Source organism: Paenibacillus hamazuiensis, from assembly GCF_023276405.1.
Lineage (GTDB): Bacteria > Bacillota > Bacilli > Paenibacillales > NBRC-103111 > Paenibacillus_AF > Paenibacillus_AF hamazuiensis.
In genome coordinates, this window is record NZ_JALRMO010000001.1 from 3876214 (window position 1) to 3900828 (window position 24615).

At 55.6% G+C, this 24615-nt stretch carries 22 protein-coding genes; 5 read left to right on the forward strand and 17 right to left on the reverse strand.

The window, feature by feature from the left end; genetic code table 11:
• Positions 1 to 7: 7 nt before the first annotated feature.
• From MYS68_RS17020 to MYS68_RS17075, 12 genes are all read right to left on the reverse strand, one after another.
• On the reverse strand, positions 8 to 1810 hold the full coding sequence (locus MYS68_RS17020; RefSeq protein ID WP_248926980.1) for a hypothetical protein: 1803 nt from the start codon (positions 1808 to 1810) through the stop codon (positions 8 to 10).
• 172 nt (positions 1811 to 1982) lie between these two features.
• On the reverse strand, positions 1983 to 2867 hold the full coding sequence (locus tag MYS68_RS17025; protein ID WP_248926981.1) for a carbohydrate ABC transporter permease: 885 nt from the start codon (positions 2865 to 2867) through the stop codon (positions 1983 to 1985).
• A 22-nt stretch (positions 2868 to 2889) separates the two neighbouring features.
• Positions 2890 to 3780 (reverse strand): ABC transporter permease, encoded by an 891-nt coding sequence (locus tag MYS68_RS17030; protein WP_248926982.1) that lies wholly within the window; start codon positions 3778 to 3780, stop codon positions 2890 to 2892.
• A 113-nt stretch (positions 3781 to 3893) separates the two neighbouring features.
• Complete coding sequence (locus MYS68_RS17035) at positions 3894 to 5540, reverse strand: extracellular solute-binding protein (protein ID WP_248926983.1); 1647 nt, start codon at positions 5538 to 5540, stop codon at positions 3894 to 3896.
• Between the two features lie 173 nt (positions 5541 to 5713).
• Positions 5714 to 7102 (reverse strand): response regulator transcription factor, encoded by a 1389-nt coding sequence (locus tag MYS68_RS17040; protein WP_248926984.1) that lies wholly within the window; start codon positions 7100 to 7102, stop codon positions 5714 to 5716.
• A complete protein-coding gene (locus MYS68_RS17045) occupies positions 7095 to 8840 on the reverse strand; it encodes a cache domain-containing sensor histidine kinase (protein WP_248926985.1) in 1746 nt (581 codons plus the stop codon). The genes MYS68_RS17040 and MYS68_RS17045 overlap by 8 nt, the downstream gene beginning before the upstream one ends.
• A 158-nt stretch (positions 8841 to 8998) precedes the next feature.
• Positions 8999 to 10636 carry a type 2 periplasmic-binding domain-containing protein gene (locus tag MYS68_RS17050; protein WP_248926986.1) on the reverse strand — a complete coding sequence of 546 codons (1638 nt, stop codon included), beginning with the start codon at positions 10634 to 10636 and terminating at the stop codon, positions 8999 to 9001.
• Positions 10637 to 10664: 28 nt separating this feature from the next.
• The gene (locus MYS68_RS17055; protein WP_248926987.1) at positions 10665 to 11546 is read right to left on the reverse strand and encodes a carbohydrate ABC transporter permease; all 882 of its coding nucleotides are present in this window, start codon (positions 11544 to 11546) and stop codon (positions 10665 to 10667) included.
• A 13-nt stretch (positions 11547 to 11559) separates the two neighbouring features.
• The gene (locus MYS68_RS17060; RefSeq protein WP_420852131.1) at positions 11560 to 12525 is read right to left on the reverse strand and encodes an ABC transporter permease; all 966 of its coding nucleotides are present in this window, start codon (positions 12523 to 12525) and stop codon (positions 11560 to 11562) included.
• 141 nt (positions 12526 to 12666) lie between these two features.
• Positions 12667 to 13662 carry a Gfo/Idh/MocA family protein gene (locus MYS68_RS17065; RefSeq protein WP_338043581.1) on the reverse strand — a complete coding sequence of 332 codons (996 nt, stop codon included), beginning with the start codon at positions 13660 to 13662 and terminating at the stop codon, positions 12667 to 12669.
• Positions 13659 to 14642 carry a Gfo/Idh/MocA family protein gene (locus MYS68_RS17070; protein ID WP_248926988.1) on the reverse strand — a complete coding sequence of 328 codons (984 nt, stop codon included), beginning with the start codon at positions 14640 to 14642 and terminating at the stop codon, positions 13659 to 13661. The genes MYS68_RS17065 and MYS68_RS17070 overlap by 4 nt, the downstream gene beginning before the upstream one ends.
• A complete protein-coding gene (locus MYS68_RS17075; protein WP_248926989.1) occupies positions 14635 to 15849 on the reverse strand; it encodes an ROK family transcriptional regulator in 1215 nt (404 codons plus the stop codon). The genes MYS68_RS17070 and MYS68_RS17075 overlap by 8 nt, the downstream gene beginning before the upstream one ends.
• A gap of 303 nt (positions 15850 to 16152) precedes the next feature.
• On the opposite strand from MYS68_RS17075, the gene MYS68_RS17080 reads away from it, so the two are divergent.
• Positions 16153 to 16482: an ArsR/SmtB family transcription factor gene (locus MYS68_RS17080; RefSeq protein WP_248926990.1), complete on the forward strand. Its 330-nt coding sequence runs from the start codon at positions 16153 to 16155 to the stop codon at positions 16480 to 16482.
• Positions 16483 to 16495: 13 nt separating this feature from the next.
• Positions 16496 to 17011 carry an SRPBCC domain-containing protein gene (locus tag MYS68_RS17085; protein ID WP_420852132.1) on the forward strand — a complete coding sequence of 172 codons (516 nt, stop codon included), beginning with the start codon at positions 16496 to 16498 and terminating at the stop codon, positions 17009 to 17011.
• 488 nt (positions 17012 to 17499) lie between these two features.
• On the opposite strand, the gene MYS68_RS17090 is transcribed toward MYS68_RS17085, so the two are convergent.
• Positions 17500 to 17832, reverse strand: a complete 333-nt coding sequence (locus MYS68_RS17090; RefSeq protein ID WP_338043582.1) for a winged helix-turn-helix transcriptional regulator — start codon at positions 17830 to 17832, stop codon at positions 17500 to 17502.
• A 171-nt stretch (positions 17833 to 18003) separates the two neighbouring features.
• On the opposite strand from MYS68_RS17090, the gene MYS68_RS17095 reads away from it, so the two are divergent.
• Entirely contained in the window at positions 18004 to 18888 is an 885-nt protein-coding gene (locus MYS68_RS17095; RefSeq protein WP_248926991.1) for an NmrA/HSCARG family protein, read from the forward strand.
• 502 nt (positions 18889 to 19390) lie between these two features.
• Here the strand turns inward: MYS68_RS17095 and infC are convergent.
• On the reverse strand, positions 19391 to 19867 hold the full coding sequence (gene infC / locus MYS68_RS17100; protein ID WP_248926992.1) for a translation initiation factor IF-3: 477 nt from the start codon (positions 19865 to 19867) through the stop codon (positions 19391 to 19393).
• Positions 19868 to 19930: 63 nt separating this feature from the next.
• On the opposite strand from infC, the gene MYS68_RS17105 reads away from it, so the two are divergent.
• On the forward strand, positions 19931 to 20236 hold the full coding sequence (locus MYS68_RS17105) for a hypothetical protein (RefSeq protein WP_248926993.1): 306 nt from the start codon (positions 19931 to 19933) through the stop codon (positions 20234 to 20236).
• A gap of 26 nt (positions 20237 to 20262) precedes the next feature.
• On the opposite strand, the gene MYS68_RS17110 is transcribed toward MYS68_RS17105, so the two are convergent.
• The 3 genes from MYS68_RS17110 to MYS68_RS17120 are packed head-to-tail and all read right to left on the reverse strand — an operon-like array spanning position 20263 to position 23941.
• Positions 20263 to 20733, reverse strand: coding sequence for a (2Fe-2S)-binding protein (locus MYS68_RS17110; RefSeq protein WP_248926994.1), 471 nt, complete (start codon positions 20731 to 20733; stop codon positions 20263 to 20265).
• Entirely contained in the window at positions 20730 to 21569 is an 840-nt protein-coding gene (locus MYS68_RS17115; protein WP_248926995.1) for an FAD binding domain-containing protein, read from the reverse strand. The genes MYS68_RS17110 and MYS68_RS17115 overlap by 4 nt, the downstream gene beginning before the upstream one ends.
• Positions 21566 to 23941, reverse strand: coding sequence for a xanthine dehydrogenase family protein molybdopterin-binding subunit (locus MYS68_RS17120; RefSeq protein ID WP_248926996.1), 2376 nt, complete (start codon positions 23939 to 23941; stop codon positions 21566 to 21568). Before MYS68_RS17120 ends, MYS68_RS17115 begins: the two co-directional genes overlap by 4 nt.
• Positions 23942 to 24158: 217 nt before the next feature.
• On the opposite strand from MYS68_RS17120, the gene MYS68_RS17125 reads away from it, so the two are divergent.
• Positions 24159 to 24566, forward strand: a complete 408-nt coding sequence (locus MYS68_RS17125; RefSeq protein ID WP_248926997.1) for a VOC family protein — start codon at positions 24159 to 24161, stop codon at positions 24564 to 24566.
• The last annotated feature ends 49 nt before the right edge of the window (positions 24567 to 24615 follow it).

The following is a 24615-nucleotide window of genomic DNA, read 5'->3' on the forward strand; positions in this document are numbered from 1 at the left end:
ACCGCTGCTACTCAGTGCCGTACAATTTAATCTTGGCAAAAAGCCTAACCAGTTTCGTCAAGCATTCGGCGATATAGTAGCCGCTCATGTCGATATTCCTCAGATCGGGGTGCGTCCCCCCGTATTTGCTTACTATTCTTTGCCATTCCGCCAATGCGGCGGATATGATCTTGGGCATCAGCTTAATGGCTGTAATCCCGAGCCGTTTCTCGCCATCGTTTGTGACGACAATCCTTGCGATGTCGATACAATACGCCGCAGCTACTTCTTTCCGTTCTTCCGATTGGTCCAAAACGTCTATGACCGAAACCAGCGTTTGCTCATATATATGCAATCTCGGCGCCGCACTCAGCTGTCCCAAAACAGCCCGGCCAATCGTCAAATGATCGTCCTGCTGCCCCTCAATCCCGGCGACTTTGCCAACGGTGTACTTCACGTTTCCAATCATGCCGGTTTGGCGTTTGTCCTTATCTGCGGCTTCGGCAGCAAGCTCTTCTTCAGACAGGCTGGTTGCATCCAGCGAATGGACGCCAAGCTCGTGCGTGAGCAAACCAAGCATTTGTCCGACGGAAAATTCATCCAACTGATACCGATCGATCGATATCGAGACCAATTCGTCGTGGCCGAACGTAAGTGCGACATCGGAATGGACTCCGGCCCGAATCATAATCTTGATGTGCAGCGGAGGACGCCTGGACCTCAAGAATGAAGCGCCAAACAAAGCCGACATGATCCGATTCATCCAGCCGAGCCATTTTTTGTTGTTTTTTTCACTTTCCGGGCCATAAAATTCAATGACCATGCCCTCATTATTGATGCCCCCGTTTAGCTTGGAATACGCTTTTCGCTTCGCCAGCCGGCGTTCCTTGAGCTCAAGATCTATGGCTATTAAGGAAGGTTTCAGCATTTCCGCCACCACATGACTTTCCTTGCTGAGTTCCTTCGTTTTCGAGAAATGACGGAACAACGCTTCTTCCGACTCTTCCCGCATCCCCCTCATCAAACTCTTCACTTCAGCGGACTCAGCCTCCTCCGGGGAATAAGAAAGAAACGAGTCATCCGCACTAATCAATCGATTTTGGAGCATCCGGTATATGGTTTCGTTGTCCGAAATATTCAGTTTCAGGATCTCATGGACATCGTGACGGGAAACGCCCCTTTTAAGGAAATAGGCAACCATTCCTTCACGTTCATTCGCCTCTTCCTCGGAAAGATTCGCGTTAAGCAGTTCTTTCATGATTGCCTTGCCAAAAGCATCGGTAAGCCTTTTTTGCTCGAACCCCTTTTTAAGGGTGGCGTTATCCAAAGGATTTTCCTTCAGGATCTCCAAGGCGTCCTCGCGGGTCCCGCCTTTATCCAAAAAGTTGAGCGTCAAGAACTCCCGCCGGGCAGCCTCGTCCTCTGGTAAATCCGTATAAAGCAGCAGCTTCATGATCGCCGTGCCGCAAGTATCGGTAAGCCGTTTCTTCTGACCTTCCGGGCTGAGCGGATGATCGGCATACTCCCCATTCTCATTCATGACCTGCGGGCGCCAAAAATTAACGCTGTTGAAAGCCGGGTGCACCATTTGAATCGGAGCGCTACCGCCGGACGTTTCCGCCGGACTCTGTCGCAAAGCGTGCCCGTACAGCATTTGAATGACAGCCTGGTTCCCGGCCGTTTGCTGAAGCTGAAGGATGGATGAAGGCTGCGGCCAGTCACTCCGGGGTAAACGATGCCGCTCCGGACGAAGCGGCGAAGAAGATTTGCCGTCTGCCAAAGGGCGCGGGGACAGCCCGGTTTTACGGCTCTCCTTAAGTTTGGGCATCATCAACCTCTCCTTGCTCCAACCGCGATACCGGCGCCCACTATTTTCAAGCATCGCGATACCGGCGGCATGGCATATATACCCAAGCTACCAACCACATGTCCCCATGTCAACTATTATTTGTAACCCATTCATCTAAGGCTTGCGTCATATAGACAAGTTCCGGCCGGAACGGTTACTCCTTCACCGAGCCCAGCATGATACCGTGAATGAAATATTTTTGCAAAAACGGGTAGATAACGAGGATCGGCACCATCGATACGACGATTTTGGCGGCGTTCAGCGTCTTGTTGGACATTTTCTCGAGCAGCCCAATCTGCGTCGAGTCCGCGGTCTGCAAATCCATCGGCACGGCGAGCTGTTGTATATACGTCTGAAGCGGATAAAACTCCGAGCTGCGCATGTAGATGAGCCCGTCGAAAAACGCGTTCCAATGTCCGACGATGCTGAACAGCGTAACCGTTGCGAGCGCCGGCGTCGAAAGTGGAACAAATACCTTGAACAGCATATACCACGGACCCGCACCGTCCATGTAGCCGGCTTCGCTGAGCTCCTTCGGAATGCTGCGGAAGAAGTTCATCATCAGGATAACGTTGAATACCGGCACCGCCCCCGGGAGCACGAGCGCCCAGATCGAGTTAAACAAGCCGAGCGATTTGACCAAAATATAATGCGGGATGACCCCTCCGCTGAACAGCATCGTGAACAGCATAAACCACATGTACGCGTTCCGGTAACGAAATTCCGCCCCCGTTCGGGAAAGCGGGTATGCCATCAATATCGTCAGGATGAAATTGAGCGCGCCGCCGACGAGCACCCTTTTGACCGACACGCCGAAAGCATTCAGAAAATGCGGCTCCTGGACGATTTGCGCATACGACTCCAGATTAAAGCCGACCGGCCAGAAATTTACGAATCCGCCGGCCGCCGCCGCCGTATCGCTCAGGGAGATCGATACCGTGTTCAGAATCGGCAGCACCGACGTCAGCGCAATGCCGATCATGACAAGGATCAGCACCGACTCGGATAGACGGGACGACCATGTTTTGCTGCGAACCACGAGCTCTTCACCTGCTTTCCTTTTAAAAAATCCGATAGTTCGCGTATTTGTACGCCAGACGGTAAGAGACGATGATCAGCACGAAGCCGATGACCGACTTCAGCAGTCCGACGGCGGTGGCGAATCCATACTGCGCCTGAACGAGCCCGACGCGGTACACGTACGTGTCGATGATATCTCCCGATTCGTACACGAGCGGGTTGTACAGGTTGAACACCTGATCGAAGCCCGCGTTTAAAATATGCCCGATGCCGAGCGTAGCGAGCAGCGCCACGGTCGGCGCCAGGCTCGGCAGCGAGATGTACCACAGCTGCTTCACCCGCGACGCGCCGTCCATTTCCGCCGCCTCGTACAGAGCGGGATTGATGCCGGCCAGCGCCGCCAGGTAGACGATCGCGCTGAAGCCGAAATCTTTCCAAATGTCGGAGGCGACCAGTATAAACGGAAACCATTTGTTGCTCGCCAAAAACATGACCGGCTCGCCGCCGAACCATTTGACAACCCGGTTGACGATGCCGCCGAGCGACAGCATTTCGGTAAATACGTTGGCGAGAATGACCCATGACAAAAAATGCGGCAAATAAACGACCGTCTGCACCCAGCGCTTGAGCATGACCAGCCGCAGCTCGTTAAGCAGTATTGCGAACGCGAGCGGAACGATCAGACCTGCGATCAATTTCATCGCCGAGATGTATACCGTATTGTAAAAAATCGTCCGGCCGTCGGGCAGCTCGAACAAGTAGAGGAAATTTTCCAAACCGATCCATTCCGAGTCCGCGATGCCCCGGCCGATTTTAAAATCCTGGAATGCGATGACGACGCCGAACATCGGAATGACGCTGAAAATAAAGAGAAAAATGACGCCGGGAAGCAGCATCAAGTGGTATATCTTTTCGTAGGCTTTATATTTCATCCGATCATACCGCCTCCAACAATCCAAGTTAACCGCAATAAATAGACGGCATCGTTTCCGAAACGAGAGCGAAAGCGCCACAGATCGCAGCACCGTGGCGCTTTCCCGCTCCGTTATTTATTTTTCGCAAGCTCCTCTTCGATCTCTTTGACGATCTGGTCGCCGCCCTGCTCCTTCCAGTCCTTGACGAATTTGTCGAAGGCGTCGAGCGGCTGCTCGCCCATAATGATTTTAAAAAACGTTTCCGACTCCAGCTTTTCGAGATTCGCCCACCGGCGTTCCATCGTTTTGGTCGTGGACGTGAAGGCGCTGTACACTTCGTTGATTTTTTGCCGCAGCGCCGCCCCGCCGTTCAAGTAACCGTAGGTTGCTGACCAATCGTTCAAATCCGCCTTCGGATTCGCCTTGTCGCGCATCGCCCGGTCGTACAGCAGCTGAAGCTCGGCGTTAAGCTCTTCCCGCTTCATCTTGCCTTCCATCGCTTTTTGCAGCAAATCGAGCTTGCGCGTGACCGCATCCGCATAGTCGTACGTGGAATACAGCGGGTAATAATCGCCACGGCTCACTTTCAGATCGAGCTTGGCCGCGTCCGGATCGACGTTGCGCTCCGCCGCCACCAGCGTGTTGATGTAAATCATCAGCGCCTCGGGGTGCTTGAACCCTTTCTTCACCACAAGGAATTTGTTGCTGACCGGAATCATCAGCGAGTTCAGCTGACCTTTGGCATCGGCGATAATGTAAGGCTTCCAATCACCCGTCGGATCGTTTTTGACCGTATCCCTGAGCGGCGTGGAGGACGACCACCACGGTCCGAAAAACATGCCGGCTTTGCCGCCGACGACAAGCTCGTGAGGATCTTTGCGCAGCGCGAATTCCTTGTCGATCAAACCGGCGGCGTACATCTCGCGCAGCTTGGCGAGCGCCATCTTCGTTTCCGGCAGCGTGGAGCCATAGACGATTTTGCCGGAGGCGTCCTTCAGCCAGTTGCCCGGATACGCGTTAAACGCGCCGTAAATCCCTTTAAAGCTGTGATGCCCGGCTTTGGCGGAAGCCCCGACGGAGTTCGAGCCGGTAAGGCCGACGGTGTCGGCTTTCCCGTTGCCGTCCGGGTCTTTTTCAATAAACGCCTTCGCGATCGCCGTCACGTCATCCATCGTTTTCGGCGGCTGCAGGCCGAGCTTGTCGAGCCAGTCCTTGCGCACCCACAGCATGCTGACCGCATCGCCCTGCACGCTGATATTCGGAATCGCCATCAGCTTGCCTTTGTACGTCGCCTTCTCCAGCGCCTTGCCGTTCGTCGTGGCGTACAGCTCCTGCATGAGCGGGGAAGCGTACTTTTTGTACACCTCGGTTAAATCCTCGATTTGTCCGCCTTCCGCCAGGGAGCGGAATACCGCTTCGTCGACGATTATCGCATCCGGAAGGTCGTTGCTCGCCAGAGCCAGCTTGTATTTCTGGTCGTAATCTTGCCCCGACGCATACCAGAGCACCTTGAAGCTGATGTTCGTCTTATCCTTGATGTATCTGGTGTACTGGTTGTTTTCGACCGTATCCCCATCGGGCAGCTTGGCCGTCGGGTTGACGCTTTTGAAGATCGACACCTCTACGGGGCCCGGCATCCGGAATTGGTCTACCTTCTCGCTTGCCGCAGCCGGTTTCGTATCGCCGGGTTTCGCATTCGTCGCCGTTTCCCCGGATGAGCAGGCGGCAAGCATCGCCGTGGACAGCAGCACCATCGCCGCCGCATTACGTTTTTTCAAGCGGAATCCCCTCTTTTCCATCGGTTCTTATCGGGTACAATCCCATATTAATGAAAAAGGGCTTTTCCCAAGTCCAGAAAAAGTCCTTAATTGAGCCTACGAATCATCTTCACTTGTTGAGAATGTCAACATTTTCGGACGAAATTGCACCTTCCGGCAGACGAAACGTGACATTACGCTTTGCGGTATTCGCTCGGCAGCATGCCCGTCATTTCCCGAAACACCTTGGAAAAATATTTTTCGTTCGGATACCCGGACTGAGCGGCAATCCATCCGACCGGCTTGCCGGTTTGCCGCAGCAGCACCTTGGCGTGCCCGATCCGTTTTTCCCGAACGTAATCATGGAAAGTCTGGCCGACGATATCCCGAAAGCAGCGGCTGAAGTAGCTGCGGCTCATATTGACGGCTTTGGCGGCATCCGGCAGCGAAAGCTCGCTTTGCAGACGATGGTCGATGTAATCGAGCGATTTCATGATGCAGCCGTACACTTCCTCGGAATAGGCGCTTTTCTGCGCATCCCCCCGCACGGCCTTGCGAACGCCCTCCAGCCATTCGGACCAGCTTTCCCAAGTGTAAAACCTGCCGAACTCCGTCCCTCCCGGAGCGGCGAAGCCGCTGCCCAGCAAGCTTTCCCAGCGGCCGGCGGCGGCATAAAAGATGCTTTCCAGCTTTCCCGAAGGCATTTTGTAGCCTGCCAGTTCGCTGCGCATCCGGTCAAACTTCGTTTCGTCCATCATCCAATCGAGCGCGGACCACTCCTCGCGCAGCCGCTTAAGCGGCACATCGTCCGCAGGCAATCCGATTCCTTGCCCGAAAAAAGCGGCATCCCATTCGTAGATGCGTTCGCTCCGGCGGTACACATAAAAAAGCACGCCCCCCAGCTCTTCGCGTACGGCCCGGTACAGATTGTCCCGCTCCATGCCGGCTGTGCCTTTGATCCGCACGACGGCCCAGCCGCAAGCAGCGTCCGGGTTCTGCCTCAGCGCCGTAACCAGGCTCTCTGCGGAATGTTCGTCCGCCTGCTCCGCAATAAGAATGCGATCGTCGGCTGCCTTCACGGAAAGCCCGAAGGCCGTGCACCAGGACGATACGTCGGCCTGCGTCCGGCTGTCCCGGTCCGACATGAGGATGAGCGCAAACACGGCATCCGCCTCGATGCGGGAAGCCGCCTGTGCCGCATCCTGCTTCCTCATGCGGTCCGCCACGCGGGCCAGCACGTCGTCCATCCGCTCATGCTCCAGTTCGGTTTTCGTTATATAATCGAGCGCACCGAGGCGCAAAGCTTCCTGAATGTATTCGAATTCCTCGTGGAACGTCAGCACCACCATATGCATTGCGGGATACTGTTCCTTCACCCTGCGCATCAGATCGATTCCCGACATGATCGGCATCGCAAGGTCCGTAATCAGCAGATCGACGGCTTGCTCGCGGAGCATTTCCAGCGCCTTCAGCCCGTTCGCCGCTTCGGCGACCACTTCGAATCCGTAGGTCCGCCACGGCATCATCGCGATAAACCCTTTGCGCACCAAGTGATCGTCCTCGACAACCAGCACCTTAAGCATGTTTGGCCACATCTCCTTCCCGTATAATCGGCAGCCTCAGCACGATCGTCGTTCCTTTGCCGACCTCGCTTTCGATCCGCAGATCGGCCTCGTCTCCGAACTGAAACCGGATCATTCTCTGCACATAGCTGAGCCCGATGCCCATCCCGATTTTCCGCCTGCCGTCCGAACTTTCCCCAAGCAGGGAACGCACCTCCTCTTCCGTCATGCCGTAGCCGTCGTCCTGCACGGTCAACAGAACGTGCGAGCCGCCGTCCTGAATGACGTGCACCCGGATCGATCCGTTTTCGGCTAGGCCGTGATAGAGCGAATTTTCCACAAGCGGCTGCAAAATAAACCGCGGAATCGGAATTTTGAGCGCCTCGGGATCGGCACTGATGTTCACGTCGAATTCGAAATTGTACCGGATGCCCTGCAGCATCACGTAATTTTTCAGCGCTTCGATTTCCTCCCCGATGCTGGCCGGACCGCCCTTGCCCAAATTGTAGTGCAGCACCTTATTGAGCGTGGACACGAGCCGGTCGATGTCCTTCTGTCCGTTCGCGCGGGCCAGCCAGCGGATCGTATCGAGCGTATTGTAGATGAAATGAGGGTTGATCTGATGCATCAGCTTTTCGATTTCGACCTGCGCTTTGCCTTTCTCCTTCTGTTCGATTTCCTGAATCAGCTCGGAGATGCGCAGCCTCATCGTTTCGAATTCCTGATGGATGACGTCAAATTCAAGGATGCGGGAAAATCGCGCCGGCGATTGCAAAATATGGTTTTTCACGTCGCGGATGTCCTGGCTGAGCAGGCGCAGCGGTTTATACACCGTGTTCCAGATGACCCAGGCGAACAGGAAGCTGACGGCCAGCGAGAGCACCGTAAAAAAGGCGAACTGCTTCACCCAGCGGTCGATCTCCTGTTCGTACGAAGCTTTTGGAATCGCCGCAACGACCTTCCACTTCTGGTTGCTCTCCTCCTCGAACATGTAGTATCCGCCGGAAACTACAGGAAAAGTGCCGGACATTGCATAGCGGCTCCCTACCGGAAAATCCGCTTCGTTTTCGCTGAATGCGATGCGCCCTTTGCTGTCGACGATCAAATGGTACGCGCTGCCGTCAAATTGGTCGTTTTTAATAATATTTTCCGCCAGCTTGAAATTGGTCTCGATGTAAACGTAGGCATCATCGCGTTCGGGAAGATCGACCGAGCGCATGATCGACAGCACCTGATGGCCGTCGATCGGGTTAAGCGATTTATGGGGTCCGAAATAGGTGATCTTACCGTATTTCTCCAGAAGCGGAAGCTTCTCCGTATCGAACTCCGAAACCCGGTAATTTTCAAACAAAATTTGCCCGTTGTCGGCAAAATAATAAAACGTAAGCCCGAGCGTCGGGTTCGTAAAATTGATCAGGCTGAGCTCCTTCACGATATCGTCGTACAGCCGTTTTTTCTCGTAGATGCCTGCCGTCAAATAGCCTTCCAGGTTTTTGCCGACCCGGCCGTCGAACGCCAGCTGTTGGGACGCGTGGTTGAGCTGGCTGAGCGTATTTTCCAGCGACATCAGCACTTGATGGAGATTGCTTTTCACCCCGCGCTCCGCCTTGTTGACCAAAATCGAATACAGCGAGCTGTAGGAGATGTACCCGATGAGAATGAGCGGAGTCAAGGAGCTGAGCAGCAGCACGATTCTCAGACGGTTTTTGAGCGAATACGGCACATATCGGCGGAGCTTCATAGAAAACGACCGAGCCAAAAAAAATCCCCCTTGTCTTGAAGCGAAAAAAAGGGGCGGGAATTCCGCCCCGGTCTAAAGGTCCGGCAAACGCACCTTGCTCGCTTAAGCGCTTAACTCACAAGAAAATCATCTCTCCTGAGCCTTTTTTTGTCAATATGCAATTGCGGTCTGCCGGTTTATTTGCCGTTGCGTTCAAATGCGGCTTTGTATAATTTCATGTATTCGTCCAGCCCCATCTTCTTGATCGCCGCCACATATTTATCCCAATCGGAGAACGGAGCCGCACCGGTGATGAACTTGGTCGTCATCTCATCCACATACGTCGTAATGTCCGTGTTCAGCGCGATCATTCTTTCGCTTTCCTGGTCCGTATAGCTGAAGGACGGCCACACTTCCTTCGGCAAATTCGCCTCGACCTTCTTCGCCGCTTCGATCGATTCCGGCAAGCTTTCCGCGCCTTTGAAATATTGTTGCCGCACGATGCCCGGATATCCGCCGCCCGGCCAGGTGACGTATTTGACGAGCGCCTGCTCGAACGTCAGCCCCTGCGGGTTTTTCGTAATTTCGTCCGTATATTCGACGCTGCCGTCCGGCTTCTCGATGTAGCTTTTATCCTTGAAGCCCATGAAGAACATTTTGTTGCCTTCCTCGCCGTAAAAATAATCCATCCAGCGCACGGTCGCTTCCGGATTTTTATTTTTGTCGGTAATGACGAAGGCACCCGGCCCCGATACGGCAGGCTTGAATTCCGAGTACAGCTTGTCGCCTCGCGGCCCCTGCAGCGAAGGCAAGCCGACGTACCCTTCCTGCTTCATCAACGTAAACGGACTTGTGACGCGCACCGCGCCGAACACCCCTTCGGCTCCCTTGGCGTAAAACTTGTTCTGTTCCTTCTCGTTCGGCAATATGTCCTTGTCGATCAGACCTTCGGCATACAGCTTGCTAAGATATTGCAGCATCTCCTTGTACCGGTCGTCGGTCGGGATGAAACGCAGCTGATTCGTCGCCGGATCGACGTCAACGTTCGGATGGTTGGCGCCGCGATTTTGCAGCCCGAAAAACCCTTTGAAATAGTTGACCAGATCCTTCAGCTTGTTGCCGCTGAGCGGAACCTCGTCGGCTTTGCCGTTTTTGTTGAGATCGGTATTTTTCACAGCCTTCAAATAGTTGTAAAACTCCTCCGTCGTCGTCGGCTCCTTCATCTGCAAAGCGTCCAGCCACTCTTTCTTGATCCACATCTTCGCGCCCATGCGGACCGACGTGAATTCCGGAGCGAGCAGGTTCGGAAAGCTGTAAATATTGCCGTCCGGCATCGTGATGCCTTTTTTGATCTCGGGGTACTGCTCCATCAGCTTCTTCAGGTTCGGCGCATGTTTATCGATCAGATCGTTCAGCTTGATGAGGATGCCCTGGCTGCCGTATTTCATCAAATCGTCGGTCGACATTCTCGCAAGGTAAATGGCGTCCGGGTAATCGCCGCTGGACAGCGCCAAATTGCGCTTCTCCGTAAAGGCGTCAAACGGCACCAGCTGAAAGTCGATGTTCATATTCGTCATTTTCGCATATTCCTGCCACAGCATCGTCTCGTTCCAATTGTTTGCCGTCGTCGGCGCCTTCGCGGTCAAAAATTTCATGCTGACCGGCTCCTTCACGATCGGGAACCCGCTGGCGTTCACCTTGTCGCCTCCGCCCGCAGCCCCGGACTTCGCATCTCCTCCGCCTCCGGCACCGCCGCTGTCCCCGCCGCATCCTGCGACGAGAACCGCCGATACCGCCGTCGTCAACATCATGGCCGTCCATTTTTTCATTTTCATAGATTGGCCTCCCCTGTTTTTCAATGGTTCATCCCTTCAGCGCGCCGATCATGACGCCCTTCACGAAATACTTTTGCAAAAACGGATACAGCAGCAGCACCGGCAAATTGGCGATGACGACGACCGCGTATTTGATGACCTCGACCTCCATCAGCTTCTTGGCGAGCGAGTCGTCCGCCATGTCGATCATCGCCTGCATTTGACCCTGGATCAAAATTTCCCGCAAAAACAGCTGGAGCGGATATTTCGACCGGTCCGACAAATAGATCAGCGCGTTAAAAAACGCGTTCCAGTGGCCGACGGCATAAAACAAAATCATGACGGCGACGATCGGCATCGAGAGGGGCAATACGACGCGAAGCAAAATCCGGAAATTGCCGCAGCCGTCGATCGACGCCGCTTCCTGGATTTCATACGGGATGCTCGTTTGAAAAAACGTCCGCATGATGACGATGTTGTATACCGCCACCGCATTCGGCACGACGAGCGCCCAGATCGAGTTGAGCATGCCGAGCTTTTTGACAAGCAGATATGTCGGAATAAGCCCCCCGCTGAAAAACATCGTAAAAACGATCATCGCCGTGATGACGTGGCGGCCTCGGAAATCTTTGCGGGAAAGCGGGTAGGCGGCGCAGACGGTCATGACGAGATTGATCGCGGTACCGACCAGCGTGTACATAATCGTGTTCGCATAGCCGGTCAAAATCTCGTTATTGCCGAACACCTTGGCATAACCGGAAAAGTTCACCCCCTTCGGCAGAAGCCATAAATCCCCTTTGACCACCGCGGACGGGTCGCTGATGGAAGCGCTTAAAACAAACAGCAGAGGATAAAGAACGACGAACGTAATAAGAACGAGCAGCAGCGTATTGATCGCGTCGAATATCCGATCTCCCCGGCTTCGATCCATGCTGGATTCCTCCTTACCATAGGCTGGCTTGATTCAAGCGTTTTGCCGAAAAATTCACGGCAACGAGAAGGATGAAGTTGATCACTGAGTTGAACAGGCCGATGGCGGCCGAAAAGCTGTATTGCGATTGGATGATGCCGCTTTTGTACACATAGGTGGAGATGACTTCCGAGCTTTCCAGGTTGAGGTCGTTTTGCAGGAGAAATACTTTTTCGAAGCCGACTCCCATCAATGAACCCATATTCAAAATCAGGAGAATGACGACGGTCGGCATGATGCCCGGCAAATTGACGTGCCAAATACGCTGCAGCCGGCTGGCTCCGTCGACTTTCGCCGCATCGTGCAGCTGCGGATCGATGCCGGACAGGGCGGCCAAATAAATGATCGAGCTCCATCCCATCTGCTGCCAAACGCCGGACGATACGTAGATCGTTTTGAACCAGCCGGGCTCCGTCATAAACGAAACGGGCTGCCCGCCGAGCCAGACGATCAGCTTGTTGACGATACCGGATTGCGGGGATAAAAACATGACGATCATGCCGACAAGCACCACCGTGGACAGGAAGTGGGGCGCATAGGTGACCGTCTGGACGACTTTTTTGAACCAAAGCCTCGTTTGCCTGATTTCATTGATCATGAGGGCGAGAATAATCGGAACCGGGAAACCGACGGCGAGCTGGTACAGGCTGATGCCGACCGTGTTAACGATCAGCCGCCAAAAGTAGTAGCTGTCGAAAAAACGCTCGAAATGCCGGAAGCCGACCCACGGGCTGCCCCATATTCCTTTTGTGGCGACGAAGTTTTTAAAAGCGATTTGCACGCCGTACATAGGCACGTACTCGAAGATGATGTAGAAGGCGATGACGGGGGAAATGAGCACATAAAGCTCCCAGTTTTTCAAATAAGGCGTAAGCGACGCCCGGATTCGCGATCTCTCCGCTGCCGCTGATCGTTCCTGCTGCGCTAAAGCTTGTTTCAAAGGCGTTCACCACTTTCCGAAGCATAGATTCGAATATTGCGGTAAGTCGTCTTGAGCAACGCTTGCTGGCCATAATTCCGGAGCCCGGCGATACGCCGTTATCGGCATATCGCCCGGACAAACCGAAACGGAACTTAAAATTTAATAATGCTTCACCTGAACGACATCGTTTGAACGGGCGGATTCATAAGCGGCCCATGCCACTTCGGCGGCGCGCAGGCCGTCAAGGCCGGTAATCGCCGTGTCGCGGTTTTCGCGGATGCTGGCGACAAACTCCTCGACGAGCGCCGCATTGGAGTTGTCTCCCCAACCTATGTAGCGGTGAGTGTTCGCAGCGCCGTTTTCCCAAATGCTGCCGTTTTGCGAAAAGACGTCAAGATGCAGCGCACCCTTGGTGCCGATAAAACGCATCGTCACGTCGCCCCATATCGGGAACGATTCCGGCCGCGACCAGCTCGTGTCGAGCGTGGCGATCACGCCGTTCTCGAACGTCATCGACAGCAAACCGCAATCGTCCACCGGGATGTCGTGCAGCAGGGTGCCCGCCTCGGCGTACACTTCCTTTACTTCACTTTGCAAAAACCACCGCATCAGATCGACGACGTGCACGGTATGATCGAGCACCGCTCCGCCCCCGGCAAGCTCGGGATCGGTAAACCAGCCGCCGGGCATTTTGCCGTGGTTCGTCGCGGCAATCGCCACGATATCGCCGATGTCGCCGGCTTCGATCTGCCGCTTCGCCTTTTGCACGGACGCGTTCACCCGCACCGGGAAAGCGGTTTGCAGCACAAGGCGCATTGAAGCGCACAGATCGATCAGCTCGCGCGCCTCCTCCCCTACGGTCGTGATCGGCTTTTCGACGAGAATATGCTTGCCGGCGCGCGCAGCTTCCATCGCAAGCGGATAATGCTTCTTGTTCTCGGAGCAGATGACGACCGCATCCACCTGATCGAGAAGCTCCGCGTAGTCGCCGAACCTCGCCGTTTTGAAACGGCTTGCCGCCGCTTCGGCCCGCTCCGCATCGTCGTCGTAAACGCCGGCGACCTTGACGCCGGGAATGTCCAGCAGCGCCTTCGCGTAGCTGTTGGCATGGCCGGTATGGGCAAAGCTGATCAGTCCGATTCGCAGTTCGTTCATTTCGGTTCGACCTCCAGTTGTACAGGCTTTCCGGTTTTTGACGATTCCAGCGCTGCAAGTCCGATTTTAAGCGACTCGAGCGCTTCCTCGCCGGATGTGAGCGGAGTCTCGCCCGTTTGCACGCAGCGGATAAAATGCTCCAGTTCGAGCGCGTACGGGCTTATCGCCAGCGGGCTGTCCCAGGAGACGGGCTGCTTGCCGCCGAACTGTACGATCGAGTTCGATTTGTCCTTGTCGTACTGCACGATCCCTTTCGTCCCGGCGATTTCGATCGACGTCTGGAAAGGCGCACCCTGCGGGTATCCCCAGCTCGCTTCGACGTGCGCCATTGCACCGCTTTCAAAGCGCAGCACGGTCAGCGAATGGTCCGCTTTTTCGAGGCGGCCGCCGAGCGTGCGGCTGAAGACGCGGCTGACCGGGCCGAAGCACCAGCGCAAATAGTCGAAATCGTGGATTGCGAGATCGACGAGCGGACCTCCGCTTCTCGAGTAATCGGCGAACCAGTCCGACCAGAGCGGGAATGCGCCGGACCGTATCGTCCGGACGACGCCCGGCGTTCCGAGCTTGCCGGAAAGCAGCTGCTCCCTCGCCGAGCGGTATTCCGGGAAAAAGCGCACGACATGGCCGACCATAAACGTGACGTTCGCTTTGCGGCATGCCGCGATCATCGCTTCGGAGTCCTCCACGGTAAGCGCGATCGGCTTCTCGCAGAAGACATGTTTGCCGTAAGCCGCCGCAAGCTCCACCGCCTGCCGGTGCAAATCCGTCGGCAGGCAAACGTCGACAGCGTCGATGTCCGCATGTTTCAGCATATCTTCCAGGCTGGAATAAACGGCGGCTCCCCATTCCCCGGCGATCTTTCCCGCTTTTTCTTCGTCGATATCGCAAACCGCCGCGATCTTCACATCCGCCAGCTGCCGGTAACTTCGGTGATGCGTCTGGCCCATCACGCCGGCTCCTACCAAACCGATCTTAAACATGTGCGTCCTCCCATTCGATGGATTCAAATTGAATATTGTTGAAGAAATGATTTAACGCAAGCGATCCGGCGCCGACGATGCCGGCGTGAAGCCGGGTCACGCTTTCCAAAATCTGCACGTGCTCGGAAAACATCGGCATCGTGCGCGATTGCACAAGCCGGTTTACTTTGCTCATCAGCACTGAATTGTCTAAAGCGAGCTCACCTCCCATAATGATCAACGACGGATTAAACAGATGCACAAGCGTGATAATACCCCGGCCGAGCAGCTCGCCGGCGTATTCCATGATCCGCACAGCCGTGCTGTCGCCCCGGTTGCTGAGCGCAACAAGCTCCGGCAGGGCGGGCGGCTCCCCGCCGCCGGTCCATTCGCGCCATTTGTCCATCAAAATCGGGGCGCTGATCATATCGCCGAGGCATCCGATGTTGCCGCAATGGCATACCGGTCCGGCGTGATCCACCGTGACGTGCCCGAATTCGCCGGCACCGCCGCCCCCTCCGGTAAACAGGCTGCCGGATAGAAACAGCCCTGCGCCGACCGCTTTGCCGACATGCAGGTAAAGGAAGTTCGGCACGCCCCGGCTGCGCCCGTACAAAAACTCCCCATAAGCCGCCGCATTCGCGTCGTTTTCCAGCAAAATCGGCACCTGAAAATGCTTCGCCAGCTCTTCCTTGAGCGACAAATGGTATATTTTCATATTGGCGGCGGTGATGACCTTGCCTTTATCCAGATCGATGATGCCCGGAACGGCGATGCCGATCCCGATCAGGCGCAAAGCGTCCATCTGCCGGAACTCGCGGACCATTTCCCTGATGAGCCGGATCAGCACCTCAACCAGGTTGTCCGGCCCGAACGGAGGAATATCCCGCGTCAGCAGTATTTCCGCGTTCATGTTCAGAATCGCGGCCGTCTCCTGGTCCAGATCGATCGCGATCACCATGCCTGCGCCGGGCTTCAGCTGGACAAGCACCGGCTTGCGCCCGCCGCTTGAATCTCCTTTGCCGACCTCCATCAAAAAACCGCCCGCCATCAAACGATCGACGATGACGGTGACGGTCGTCGGACTGAGCGACAAGTCCTTCGCCAGCTGCGAACGCGACAGCGGGCCCTTCTCGCGAATCGCGTTAAAGATCAGCGACTGATTGATTTCTTTCATCAGTTGAAGATTGCCGGTTCGCGCCGCTTGATTAAATGTAATGGCTCTCATTTTCATATTGACCCCGATTTTCATTACTTTTTCCAGTGAAAAAAATAAGTTTCCCTAAAAATGTATTCTTTGAACATTTGTAAATTCCTTCCCGCGTGGAAAAATTTTATTAGGCCGTCTCCTGTCAACGGCCACATTCATAATATTCCTTGACAGGAATATTCTCTATATGGTATATTCAATCCAAGCAAGATAATGATTCCAAAAAGCGAGGCGGCTTGATATGATGGAAACGAACCGGGACGCCCGCGCCGGACCCTATGCGAATATCCGGCCCGGGTTCAGTAAAGGAATGATGTCATCATGGATATAACAACATTCAGCGCATTGGCGGAACCTAATCGGCTGCGAATCGTAGAGCTCCTGCTCGACGGCCCTATGACGGTCGGCGATATTGCCAACCGGCTCGGCATTCGCCAGCCCCAAGCCTCGAAGCATCTGCACGTGCTGCTGGATGCCGGACTGGTCGAGGTGCAGCCTGAAGCAAACCGCCGGAATTACAAGCTTCGTCTGGAGCCGTTCCAGGCTTTGGATGCATGGCTTGAAACTTACCGGGGAGTTTGGGACGAACGTTTTGACGCTCTTGAGAATTACCTGCAAAAGCTGCGGGCGAAAGAAAACAAACCATCTTAAAAACGGAGGAACTATGATGACGAACAAAATGTCAGTTAAGGCGGAAGGACAGGAATTGATTTTGGAGCGTGTTTTCGATGCCCCGCGCGAGCTTGTATTCAAAGCGTTTTCCAAGGCTGAGCATTTGAAACATTGGTGGGGGCCCCGCGGCTGGGAGCTGCCCGTATGCAACGTCGACTTTCGTCCGGGCGGAGTATGGCACTACTGCATGAAATGCGTCGACAAAAATCATGGAGACTATTACGGAATGGAGTCCTGGGGCAAAGCGGTTTATGATGAAATCGTCGTTCCGGAGAAAATCGTCATGACCGACTTCTTCTCGGATGCCGAAGGGAATGAGATCGAAGGAATGCCTTCGTCGCATGTCACTTTGACCTTTATCGAACAAGAAGGGGGCAAAACAAAGCTTGTGAGCCGCGCCCGTTACGCCTCCGCCGAAGCGCTCCAGAAGGTTCTGGAGATGGGTATGGAGCAAGGAGTTTCCGAAACTTGGGATCGTCTCGCCGAGCATCTGCAATCGATTCGATAAGCTGTATGCGACAAAGCCGCAGGCCAAATGCCGGCGGCTTTGTTTGTTGTTCATTCGCCGGCTCTGGCTCGGACATTTACCGGAAGGCTGCGGAATAATATGAAAAACTTGGCTTGTTCGAGGATAAATTCCTCTGATTCGATGCGATAATCACAATCGCTTGGTTTATTATGCCTCCTATGCCCGATTGTGATGGTGTTTGTATCGGAGTAATACCAGTTTTTGCGTTTATAGAATGCTTTATAGCGATTACGGAAGCGATAATACCAATTTTTGTGCTAATTCGCGTACCCTGCCTGCAAGCAACTGACATGCCCCCGCTTTCCCCGCCTTCCTAGGCCATGCCACTGCCAGTTGAATCCCGTTATTATCGGGAAAAATGAAATTTCGTATGCAGCCTTGATCGTACATGTACGTCATCACGATGTCGGCCCGACGCAGCTTCTCCCACAAAACGGCGTATCCTTCTCGAACGCAGGCCGGCTCTTTTATTTGCCGCTGTCAATCGTCCATTTCTCCCCCCAGCGGCGCATCTGCATAAGAACCGCCCTGTACTCCCGGCCTTTTTCGGTCAAGGAGTACTCTACCGTAACCGGGACGGTCGGAAAAATTTGCCGGCGGACGACCTGCAGCTCCTCCAGATGGCGCAAAACGATAGTCAGCGATTTGATGCTGATTCCGCCCAAGCTTCTCCTCAGCCCGTTAAATCGCTGCGAACCGTAATAAAGCTGGCCGATGACCGGAAACGCCCATTTTCCGTCAATCACCTTGAGCGCTTCCCGAACCGCGTTTAGGCACATGAAATCTTCATTCCCGTTCACCCTGCACACCCCAATTCACTTACTAAAATATAGTAACGCTCCTTGATGCGGCTATGCGTAAACATTTTGCGTTCTTTTCGACCCGCGGCTTGTAAGTTTACTATATCAACAGACCCCGCATTTGCCAAATGGCGGCGGAGATCACTTAAACCTGATAGGGAGGAATCTGGAATGACCGGACAATATAAAACGATTTTGGTGCTCGGGGCTACCGGGCAGCAAGGAGGGGCGGCGGCGAGGCAGCTGCTTGCGGACGGTTGGCATGTGCGGGCGTTTACGCGGGACGCGTACAGCGAAGCGGCCAGGGCGCTCGCAGAGGCCGGCGCCGAACTTGCCGCGGGCGACATGGAGGACCGCGCTTCGCTCGAAGCGGCGATGCGTGACGCGTACGGCGTGTTCAGCGTGCAGCCGCCCGAATGGGCTCCGAACGCTGCAGCCGACGCCCGGGAAATCCGCATGGGCAAAAATGCCGCGGACGCCGCAAAAGCCGCCGGAGTGCGGCACTTTGTCTACTCGTCGGTCGGCGGCGCGGACCGCCAGGCCCGCTTTCGCTCCCTCGCGAAATGGGAGATCGAAGAATATCTCCGTGAGCTCCGCCTTCCGGCAACGATTTTACGTCCGTCCGGATTTATGGAAAATTACGCGGATCCGCGTTCCGGCATTCAGCACGGCACATTGGCCGAACCGACGCTGCCGGACGTGCCGGTCAAGCTTATTTCCGTGGACGATATCGGCGTTTTCGTCCGGCTCGCCTTTGCTCATCCGGACGAATTTCTCGGAAAAACGCTGGAAATCGCCGGGGACGCGGTTACGCCTCCCGATATTGCCGCTTCCATCAGCCGCGCGCTAGGCCGTTCCATCCGGTACGTCCCCATCCCGATCGAGACGGTTCGCGGGCAAAACGAGGTGCTCGCCCGCTTGTACGAGTGGTTGAACGGTGACGGCTACGAAGTCGATATCCCCGCTTTACGCAAGCTGCACCCGAATTTGATGAGCTTCGACGCATGGCTGGAGAGGAAGGGCAAGTCCCGGCTGGACACGTTATTTCGCGCATAATCGTGCAACTACGATTGCATCTGTCGCCGGATGATTCGAGGGGACTGGGCTCCGCTGTCCGGTTGCCGGATTTCGCAGCGGAACGCGGGCTCCTGTCTCCGTCGATAGGTCTTTATAGCGTCCGGGTTATCGCCGCGGCGGCTTAAAGGAACTGACGTTCGCTAATTTTGGGAAAACGGGCATATCTGGAAAAATAAAGGAACTGAGATGCGCTAAATCGGGGAAAACTGGCATTTGAACCGGCAATAAACGCAAATAACGCACCTGAGTTCCTTTATTGTTGCCGGACCACCTGAAACGGGTAGTTTAACGCACTACAGTTCCTTTATGAACCTGAGGAGCGGGGCAAGCGGGATGAGCATACCGGGATCTAGCCCGATAACTTGCGTCCTTGCCTGCGGCGGCCTGTCCGCTTTTTGCCTGTTCAAGTTCCGCCATTCCCGGACAGGACGAGCATCGCCCCTGCCTGCTGCGACCTGCCCGCCCGCATCCCGCTCCACCCTTACGTCAGTGGGGCCAGCTCCACCGCCGCCTGCTTGCCGCTGAGCTGGATGCCGGTTTTGGCCCGTCCCGCATGGCGAAGCTCCCTCATCAGTCGCTCCAGCAGTTGCTTCGCCTGCGCTCCCTCCTTGCCTCGGACCGCGACGACCAGATTCACCGCATCTCCCGCAAGCAGAATCTTTTCCGCCTGACGTTTTTTCGTATCGTAGTCGTGATCTTCGATCTGCGGCGTCAGACGGATTTCCTTCAGCTTGGCCGGCCGCTCCAGCTTGCGCTCCTGCTGCGCCTCCTGCTTCGCCGCCCCCGCGCCGATCAGCCTGCATGGCGGCGGACTGGCCATCAAAGACGTGCACACCAGATCCACCTTGAGCTTCCTCGCCATCGCCAAAGCTTCCGCCGTCGGAACGACCCCCAAATCTTCGCCGTTCACGCCGGTGAGATGAACCTCGGACGCTTTGATTTTTTCATTAACGATCATTTGTGGACACCCCGCATTTTTCGCTATAATGTCCCATATTACCTCTTACAAGGAGAATGATCAATGGACCCGAAAGATGTCGAGGCGCAGATTATCCGCAATTACCAGCGTGACGAACAGATGATGATCCTCGTGTTCGCCCAGTGGTGCGTCAACCACGATCTGGACCCGGCGGAGCTGTACGAGCGCGCTTACCCGGACCAAGCCGTCAGCCCCGCACTGCTGCAAGCTGTCGAGCTAACCGTACCGAAGGAAGAATCGGAGCATATTCCGGATCAAACGCTGCTGGGCGTGCTGTCGCTTTACGGCAACGAGGAGCTGGCGTTTGTCGTTACCGAGGAGATCGGCAGAAGGAAGAAAAAACGCTGACGGCCATAAAGCACGCAAGGGAGCCTTCATTTGCCTTCCAGCACCGAAAGGACGGCCGCACGGATCTCCTGATAGCTCGTGCAGCGGCAAATGTTCGACTGCAGCCACTCCTCGATAACTTCTTCGTCCGCGTCCGGGCGGTTTAACGTCAAGGCATGGCACAGCATAATAAATCCCGGCGTGCAAAATCCGCACTGGAACGCGAATTTGTCGATGAACGCCTGCTGGATCGGCGCGCCCTGCAGGCCTTCGACGGTCGTGACGCTGCTGCCGACCGCCTCGATCGCCAGCATCATGCACGATTTGATCGGCAGCTTACCCACGATCACCGTGCAGGCGCCGCAGTCGCCGTTTTCGCAGCCGGCCTTGGCGCCGGTCAGCCCGAGCTGCTCGCGCAGCACGCGCAGCAGCGTGTCGGCGGAGCGGATCGTAACGCCACGCCGCTGCCCGTTGATCAGCAGTTCGATTTCGCTTTTGCCTGTTCCGTGTGCGATCATACGTTCACTCCTTCCAAAGCCGTCATCACATCCAGCAGCGTATTGCGCAGCACAAACACCCGGTATTGCGAGGACGCGAACATGTCCTGCGTAATCGGCGCAGGCCACAGCCGGATGGCGTTTTCCACACGCTGCGCGAGGGGCAGCGCCCGGTCGTTAAGCGCCCCTTCCACCTGCAGCGAACGAAAGGGGATCCTGCTGACGCCGCTGAATGCCGCGCGAATGCCGGACGGCGTTTTCAAAGCGGCGATACGGACGATCGGGTAGTCGATTTTTTCCAGCTTCGTTCGTTTCACCGTGACAAAAGGCAAGTGGACGTAGCGCCTGTCCGTAGCGATTTGCACAAGCAGCTCGCCTCTGCCGAGCCGCGGCTCGCCGTTTAAAATCTCATGAATGGAAACGCGGCGGAAGCCCCCCGGTCCGGCCAAAGCGACCTCGCTGTCGGCAAGCAAAAACGGCAGCAGCGCTTCGCGGAAAACGAACCTGCCGCACAGATTGCCGCCGACCGTAATTTTGTTTCGGTTCGTAAAATCGGCCAGATCAAGTATGGTTTCTCCGAGCAGCGGAAATACCCCGGAATCCGACACTGCCGAAAGCGTCACCGCCCCGCCGATGATTAGCCGGTCGCCCTGAAATTGCATGACGTTCATTTCGGGAATCGCTTTGATGTCGATCACAGCCCCGGTGTAAAGATGATCGAGCCGCGCCAGCGAGATGATTTCCGTACCGCCGGAATAATAATGCGGCTGCTTGCCCTGCATATCCGCCTGCTGAAACAGGCGAACCGCGTCTCCGACGGAAGCCGGCTTGTAATATTCGAAATCAAACGAAATCACCGGCCTCCCTCCTTATCGGCCAAATGTGTTCGCCAAATGAGCTCCGGCGTCAGCGGCAGCCGGTTCAACTCGACTCCGGCGGCTGCGGATAAAGCGTTCGCCAGCGCCGGCGCCATCCCGATCGTGCCGTATTCCCCGATGCCGCGCGCTCCAAAGGGACCTTCCGCAAAAGGCGTCTCCACGAAGTCGACCAAATACTCCGGATTTTCCCCGAAGCGGATCAGCTTGTAGGTGCGAAGCTGCGCATTACGCACCACCCCCTCCTCGTTGAAGAAAAAGGCTTCACGGCTGGCAAAGCTCAGTCCCATGCTCATGCCGCCCATGATCTGGCCCCGCGCCGTCGCTTCGTTGATTACTTTTCCGGCGTCGAAAACCGATGCTGCTTTAAGGAACCTGTACGTGAACTCGCGTGTGTCGAACTCGACCTCGACCGCCTGCGCGCCGACGGTCCACTGCGGACCGGGTATGCCTTTACCCGTTTCCGGATCGAGTATCGTGAGGAAATGGTACATGAATTTTCCGCGCCCGATCACCGGGTCGCCGGTGACGCTGCCGTCCGGATTTTTATAGCCGACCGCGACATCGCCGATTTCAAGACTGACTTCCGGGTTATCTTTGACGTACACCTTGCCGTGGCCGACCTCCAGCTCCTCGGGAGACCGCTTCAGCACAAGCGACGCGTTTTGCTTGAGCTGGACAATGGCATCCTCCGCCGCAGCCAGCACGGCGCGTCCGACCATCATCGTGCTGCTGCTGGCCACCGTTTTCCAATGCTCCGGCGTAATCTGCGTATCGATGTCCATTTTGATATGTATCTCGTTTGCTTTCATTTTCATCCGTTCGGCGAGAATTTGCGTCATAATCGTGCGGTTGCCCTGCCCCAGCTCAACGGAGCCGACGCTCAAATTCAAGATGCCGTTATGATTGAACGTAATGATTGCACCGGAGCCTGCATCCATTGCGGCGCTCGACGTTTTCCAGACGCAAGCCATCCCCTTCACTCTCACCAGGTTCGGACCTACCCGGGTGACCCGTCCTCCGTCCCAGCCGATGAGATCTTTCAGCTTGGCGATACACTCAGGCAGGTCGCCGACGTTGCTGCGGTCCAGCGGAGCTTGCGTCGGCGTCGTGTCGCCCGGGCGGATCGCGTTGAGAAGCCGCAGCTCCAGCGGGTCCATCCGCAGCTTTTTCGCAAGCATATCCATCATCCGCTCCATGCAAAAATGCGCCTCCGGATGGCCGAAGCCGCGAAACGAGGTGGCATAAGGATGGTTCGTGTACACGCAAAGCGAGTCGCACCATACGTTGTCGATCCGGTATGGCCCCGTGCAGTCGACGGCTGCGGCTTTCGTCACAACCGCCCCCTGATCGGTATATCCGCCGGTATCGAACATGAAGGTTATCTCCGCTGCGGTCAGTCTTCCGTCCCGCGTCGCCCCGAGCTTCACCTTCGCTTCAAGCCCGATATGGCATGGAGAGCTGACCATGTCCGATTCGCGGGTATTGTTGATTTTGACCGGGCGGCCGCCGCACGCTTTTGAAGCAAGGTAGGCGATGTATTCGAGCTGAACCGAACCTTTCCCGCCGAATCCGCCGCCGACAAACGGCACATGCACGATGACGTTCGATTCATCAACGCCAAAATACCGTTGAAACAAACGTTTGATGATATATGGGTCCTGCGTCGACGTCTGCACCTGAACGAGACCGCTCGGCATCACCTCGGCGATGGAGCAGCGCGGTTCCATGGCGCTGTGATCGGACGTCGGAAAAGCGAACGTCGCTTCCACCGTCACTTCGCTGGCCGCCCAGCCTGCCTGCAAGTCGCCTTTGCGGATTTTGACATGGTTGCCGATGTTTGTACGGGGAACGGGGTATACGTCGCCGTAAATTTTGTAGCTGCCCAAATCTTCATGAATCAAAGGGGCATCCGGCCGAAGTGCGCTGCTAGGCGAATTCACGACCGGCAGCGGCTCGAATTCGGCGCGGATCAGGCGGGAGGCCCGCTTTGCGATATGCTCCGATTCGGCCACCACCACGGCGATCGGCTCGCTGTAATAGCGCACCCTTTTGTAAGCCAAAGGAGGCCGGTCGGCAAGCACGCTGCCGGTAAGCACCGGGCAATAGTCGCCGGTAATGACGGCTATCACGCCGCTGACTTGCAGCGCTTGCGACGTGTCGATACGGATGATGTTCGCATGTGCGTAGGGGCTGGTAACCAGCCAACCGTGCAAAATGCCGGGAGACTCGGTATCGTTCGTGTACTTTGCGAAACCGGTCACCTTGTCGCCCGATTCAACTCTGGGAATCGGTTTTCCAACCGTCTCCAATCGGCCGCACCTCCCTGTTTTTTGGAGTTCGTTGGACAGCATGTTCTTGTACGCCGTACTGTTATACTGCTTCCTTCCATGGTCCTGTCCGTTGAAAACACCCTTTTACCATTCTATTTCCAAAGAAATTGTCCTATTCCGAAACCGCAAGCGGCGTTATAATGAGGGGAGAAGCGACAGAAACAAAAGCATAAGAGAGGAAGGAGCAAAAGCGGAAGGAAGACGGTGGGTCCATAATCATACAAGGAGCGATGTGCCAATGATCAAACGTATCGGCCATGCGGCATATATTGTGAAGGACATGGAAACGTCTTTACGTTTCTACTGCGGAGTGCTCGGTTTTCAAAAGGTGTTCGAGCTCCCCAAACCGGACGGAACGCCCGCGCTTATTTATTTGAAGGTTGCCGAAGGTCAGTTTATCGAGCTGTTTTACGACGGCGTTCATCCATACGCGTTCAACCGCGACAACGTTGGGTATTATCATCTGTGCTTCGAGGTGGACGACATCCATAAGATCGCCGACCATTTGACCGCTCACGGTATCGATGTCTTTATCGGGCCGAAGCAAGGCCGTGACACGAACTGGCAGTGCTGGGTCAAGGACCCCGACGGGAACCGGATCGAGTTCATGCAGCTCAGCCCCGATTCACCTCAAGCGAAAGCATAACGCGGACGGTTGGCCCGGAGGCGCATGCAGGCAGCAGCGGATAGCAAAA